Consider the following 5,397-nt stretch of genomic DNA (forward strand, 5'->3'; position numbering starts at 1 on the left):
GTTATGCACGATCCTAAGCGGCGCGGGATAGGCCGCGGCGCGCGGTGCTGGTTTGGTAAATGAAAGTATAAATTTGAATAAAATTTGACAAAAAATGGAATAGCGTGATTCGCCGAAACTTACCCACCTTCCTTTCCGATAATTTGAGACAAGATTGGTAGTGTCCACAGTCAAAGGTGGGCGTTATGAAAATACAAAAAGCAGCCCCGGGAATGACGGGGATCAAGGTACTCTTGCTGGCTGCCGGCCTTGCCGGCTTCGCAAATCCATCATCCGCCAGCGCGAATTCGAGCCCGGAACCGGCCCTGCAGAAGGTGGTTGCGCCGGCGAGCCTCGGTGGCGTTTCGCTGGCCCGGCCGCAGCCCTGGCAGCCAGCTGTCGCATACCGCACCGCGGACATTTCGACTGGCTACGCGCCGGCGGCCGAGGTTGAAGCGCTTTCCGCCGCCAAGGCCGAACCCGGCATAGACCCGATCCATACCGCCGCGATCATCCCCGGTGTCTTCGGCTCCGTCGCCTTGTCGATGCGCAACTTCCCGGTAGCGGCGCGCTGGGCTCCCGTCTACAAGGCCATCGTCGACTGCACGGCGGGCAGCCCTTGCGACCATGAGAGTCCGGCTTTCTCCGAGATCATCGACATTGCCGCCGGCAAGGGCTTTCGCGACAAGCTGTCCTTCGTCAACTCAAGCATCAACCGCCTGATCGCCTATCGCAAGGACAGCGCCGTCTACGGCAAGCTCGACTATTGGGCAAAGCCTTCGGAAATCCTCGAGCATCGCGCAGGCGATTGCGAGGACTTCGCCATACTCAAGATGGCGGCGCTGCTCAGGGCCGGCATTCCGGCGCAGAGCATGTCGCTGGTGGTGCTCCAGGATCGCCGCCGCAAGTTCTTCCATGCCGTGCTGTCGGTCAGCACGGGAAGCGGCGCCTTCATCCTCGACAGCCTGGGCAATGCGGTCCTGCGCGACAGCGACCTGCCCGACTATGTTCCGCTCTATTCCTTCAGCACCGATCGCGCCTGGATCCACGGATCGAAGTCCGGCGCGCAGATCGCCGACATCGCCGGCGGCTTCGCGACGGTGGCGCCCGGCGAAGGATCGCCGGAATCGTCATTGGCTTCGGATATGAGGCAATAGACTGGGGGGGGTCGCCTTTTCGCGACACGCAGAAGCACAGGAAATCGCTGCGCGTTCTTCCTGAGGTACGCTACCCGTTGAAGACAAAGGCCATCAGAAGTTCCGGCTCGGCGACAGGCGCGCGCACGGCGCTGAGCTGGCCACGATAGCGCCGCTCGCCGGCGCCGATGACGAAGCCGCTGGTGACCGGCGTTTCGCCATTGGCGTCGAGCCTGGCGAAGATATCGGTGACGTTGAGATCGAGCGCCAGCTTCAAATCCTGCCGCCCATCCTCTCCGGGCGCGCTCGGCAACTGTCGCCTGACCAGTTGCTGGAACGGCGTGTTGAAGGCCAGGATCTTCTTCGACGACGACAGCGCGAAAGCCGGTGATGGGCAGGCGACCAGGATCGCGTTGATCGTGCGGATCGAGGCGAGCTTGCGCAATTTCATGCTTTCCTCGGCAAGACCGCGCATGCAGGCGACCCGGATCGCCGAGGTGAGGTTGCCCTCGGGATGATGCTCGGCGATCTCCTCGACCAGCATACCGATCGTGCATTTGCGGCTTTCCGCCATGTGCTTCAGCGACACCCAGAAGGCGCGCTCCAGCCGGATGCCGCGACGTACGCCGCCGCGCGCCACGACGCGGAATTCCGGGCCGAAATCCTCGGCCGCGAGCGCCGGCAGCAGCCGTTCGCGCGGAGTGTCCGGGCGCATTGCGCTATCGTTCACTCATCGCCTCCTGACGCGCCTTGTTGATCGGCTTCAAGAGATAGTTGAGGATCGTCTTGCGTCCGGTCTTGATGTCGACCGAGCAGATCATGCCGGGGATGATCGAATAGGTCTTGCCGTTCCTCGTCAGCGTCGACTTCTCGGTGGCGACGCGCACCTGATAATAGGGCTCGCCGGTCTTCTGGTCGACGAGACTGTCGGCGGTGATGTTGGAGACCTTGCCCTCGATGCCGCCGAAGATCGAGAAATCATAGGCCGTGACCTTGATCAGCGCCTCCTGGTTCGGCTGGATGAAGGCAACGTCGCGCGGCGAAACCCGAGCCTCGACCAGCAGCGTCTCGGATGTCGGCACGATGCCGGCCACGACCGCGCCCGGCTGCACGAAGGCGCCGAGCGTGTTGACGTCGAGCGTGTTGACGATGCCGTCGACCGGCGAGCGTATATCGGTGCGCGCGACCTTGTCGGTGGCGCCGCGGATGGTTTCGTCGACGACGGAAAGGTCGGCAAGCGCCTGCGTCAGGTCGCTCAGCGCCTCTTGCTGCAATTGCAGGCCGAGCTCGTTCACCTGAAGCTGCGCTTCGGTGATTGCCGCCTGGGTCTTCTTGATGGTCTCTCCGGCGAGTGCCAGCTGTCCGTGCAGGTCGGTCTGCTCGCGCTCGACGCGGATCTGCTCGGTCCTGGCCATCAGGCCCTTCTTGACCATGGGTTCCACCAGCGCCGCTTCCTGGTCGGTCACGGCCAGGCTCTTGGCCAGGCGGTCTGAATTGGCGGTGGCCTCGTCCAGCTCCTTCTCGCGCTGGTCGAGGCGCGATTTGAGAACCGACAACTTGACCTCGAAATTGTCGCGGCGCGCGACGAGCAGCTTTTGCTCGTTGTCGCAAATTTCCGGCGCAACCGTCTGGATTTCCGTGGGGCAGGGGAAGGCCCCTTCGACATTGCCGCTCTGCTCGAACTGCAGCCGCGCGATGCGTGCCTGCAGCGCTCGCGCCTTGGCCTTCTCCTCGCCCAGGCTCGACGTGTTGCCCGAATTGTCGAGACGGATGATGAGGTCGTTCTTCTTGACGGTCTGGCCGATCTGGACGGCGATCTCCTGCACGACGCCGGGTTCGCTGGCTTGGATGACCTGCGTCTTCGAGGCGGGTATCACCTTGCCTTCGCCGCGCGCGATCTCGTCCACCTCGGCAAATGATGCCCAGCCCGTGAAGCACACGAACAGGGCGCCGACGATGTAGACGGACGCGGAGGCGAAAAGAGGTGGCCGGTCTTCCCTTGCAAGCATGTCTGCGTTCCGGTCAGGCACTGCCTTTCTGCAGCGCCTGGATGACTTGTTCCTTTGGCCCGTCGGCGACGACGCGGCCTTGCTCGATGACGATGAGGCGGTCGGCAAGCTCCAGCATGCTGTAGCGATGGGTCGATACGATCAGCGTCGTGTTGCGGTCGAACGCCACCTTGAGCTGCTTGATCAACTGCCGTTCCGAGGCGAGGTCCATCGAACCCGACGGCTCGTCGAGGAAGACGATCGTCGGCTTCGTCAAAAGCAGCCGGGCGATTGCCACCGACTGTCTTTGCCCGCCCGAGAGATTGGTGCCGCGCTCGCCGACATTCATGTCGTAGCCGCGCGGGTGCCGCGAGACGAAGTCGTCGACGCCCGCGGCCTTCGCCGCGTCGATGATCTCCCCGTCGGTCGCTTCCGGCGCCGCCATCAGGAGGTTCTCCTTGATGGTTCCCGAAAACAGGTCGCCGGCCTGCGCGACGATGCCGACCGCGGCGCGAACCTCCGACGGATGGTATTGGCGGATGTCGATGCCGTCGATGAGCAGTTCCCCCGACGTGGGCAGGAAAAGCCGGCCGATCAGGCGGCCCATCGTGGTCTTGCCGGAACCGATGCGGCCGATGATGCCCACCCGCTCGCCGGGCCTGACCGTGATGTTGAGCCCGCTCAGAACCTCGTTTTCCGTGCCGGGATAGGCGAAACCGACATTCCTGAAGACGAGCGCGCCGCTGCGGATCGGCCGGTTGACGAAACCGACCGTGTCGGGGCGGTCCTCCGGCTGCGACATGATCGTGTTGATGATCCTGAGCGACAGCATGGCCTGCCGAAAACGCGCAAGCGTGATCGCGATCTGGCCGAGCGGCGCCACGGCGCGGCCGGCGAGCATCACGGTGCCGATGATGGCGCCCGTCGAGACCTGTCCCTCGGAGAAGGCATAGGCGCCGGCCACAACCAGGGCGACTGTCACGAATTGCTGGATGGCGCCGGTGATGTTGCCTGCCGCCGCCGAGAGCTCCTTGATCTTCTCCGAGGTGTTGGCCGCGTTCTTCGAGTGCTCGCCCCATTTGCGCAGCAGATAGGCCTCGGCGCGCAGCGACTTGATCGTCTCCAGCGTGGAAATGGATTCGACCAGCAGGGCCTGGCGCTGCGATGCCTCGTTCATCGAGGCCGCGACCCGCTTGCCGATCCGCCGCTGCGTCATCAGCCCGACGATGACGGAGATGATGAAAGCCAGCGCCGGTATGATCACCAGCCAGCCGCCGATGGCATAGATCACAGCCAGGAAGACGAACACGAACATCGTGTCGATGAAGACGCTGATGGTGTTCGAGGTGAAGAACTCGCGCACGAACTCGTATTGCGTGACACGGTTTGCGTATTCGCCGGTCGATCCGGGCCGGGCCGAAAGCGAGGAATTCAGCACCTTTTCGAACAGCAGATAGGATATCCGCAAATCCGCCTTGCGTCCGGCATAGTCGATCAGCGACGCCCTGGCCGTCTTGAGCAGCAGGTCGAACAGGATGGCCGCGCCGATGCCGAGCGCCAGCACCCAAAGCGTGGAGATCGCCTTGTTCGGCAGGATGCGGTCGTAGACATTCATGGTGAAGATCGGCGAGGCGATCGCCAAAAGATTGATGAAGACCGCCGACAGCACCACCTTGGAATAGGTGCGCCAGAACGCCCCCATGGTGCCGGTCAGCCAGTGGCGCCTTTCGATCCGCGCGGCCGTGCCGACGGTCATCTCTTCGGCCGTGTTGCCATAGGTGATCGAAAAGGACGTGCCGCCGCTGATGTAGTTCTCGGCGAGTTCCGCCCTGTCGATCGTGGTGCGGCCGTTTTCCTGGGGCGCCGTCAGATATTGCCCGCCCTCCACTTCCGCCAGCAGCGCGATCGGCAATTGGCTGACGCGGAAGACAATCGCCGGGAGATCGAAGCGGCCGCGCAGGAAATCGCGATGGCTGAAATCCTGGACCTCCAGTCCGATGCGCTCGGCCAGATGGCGGATTTCATCCGGCTCGATGCGCGTCTCCGAAATCGGCACGCCGGCAAACAGCACCGTTTCCGCGCTCGGCCTGCCGAGATAGGCCGCAACAGCGCAGAAGCAGGCTTTGAAAGCCTCCTTGGGCGATAAGATATGAGGTTGTTGGTTCACGATCCGCCCCGAAGGACTGCAAGATCGATGCTTACATCGTCTACTTTTTCCTGACCGGCGCGAGGATGTCGAACGGCAGATCGTTCTTCTGCTCCGACGGCGTGCGCGCATAGGTCTCGGTATCGGC

General features: G+C 63.1%; 4 protein-coding genes. 1 reads left to right on the forward strand and 3 read right to left on the reverse strand.

What is annotated here, in order from left to right; all coding sequences use genetic code 11:
* The first annotated feature begins 212 nt into the window (after positions 1–212).
* The gene (locus EOA24_RS26195) at positions 213–1,136 is read left to right on the forward strand and encodes a transglutaminase-like cysteine peptidase (protein ID WP_348526231.1); all 924 of its coding nucleotides are present in this window, start codon (positions 213–215) and stop codon (positions 1,134–1,136) included.
* 70 nt (positions 1,137–1,206) lie between these two features.
* Here EOA24_RS26195 and EOA24_RS26200 read toward each other — a convergent pair whose 3' ends face one another.
* From EOA24_RS26200 to EOA24_RS26210, 3 genes are read right to left on the reverse strand one after another with little or no spacing between them, the layout of a single operon-like run.
* Positions 1,207–1,845: a ribbon-helix-helix domain-containing protein gene (locus EOA24_RS26200; RefSeq protein ID WP_189342137.1), complete on the reverse strand. Its 639-nt coding sequence runs from the start codon at positions 1,843–1,845 to the stop codon at positions 1,207–1,209.
* Positions 1,835–3,124, reverse strand: a complete 1,290-nt coding sequence (locus EOA24_RS26205) for an HlyD family type I secretion periplasmic adaptor subunit (protein WP_042640892.1) — start codon at positions 3,122–3,124, stop codon at positions 1,835–1,837. The genes EOA24_RS26200 and EOA24_RS26205 overlap by 11 nt, the downstream gene beginning before the upstream one ends.
* Before the next feature lie 13 nt (positions 3,125–3,137).
* Complete coding sequence (locus EOA24_RS26210) at positions 3,138–5,270, reverse strand: type I secretion system permease/ATPase (protein WP_126079109.1); 2,133 nt, start codon at positions 5,268–5,270, stop codon at positions 3,138–3,140.
* Positions 5,271–5,397: the final 127 nt, after the last annotated feature.

The organism is Mesorhizobium sp. M2A.F.Ca.ET.039.01.1.1 (assembly GCF_003998035.1).
In the GTDB taxonomy this organism is placed as follows: domain Bacteria; phylum Pseudomonadota; class Alphaproteobacteria; order Rhizobiales; family Rhizobiaceae; genus Mesorhizobium.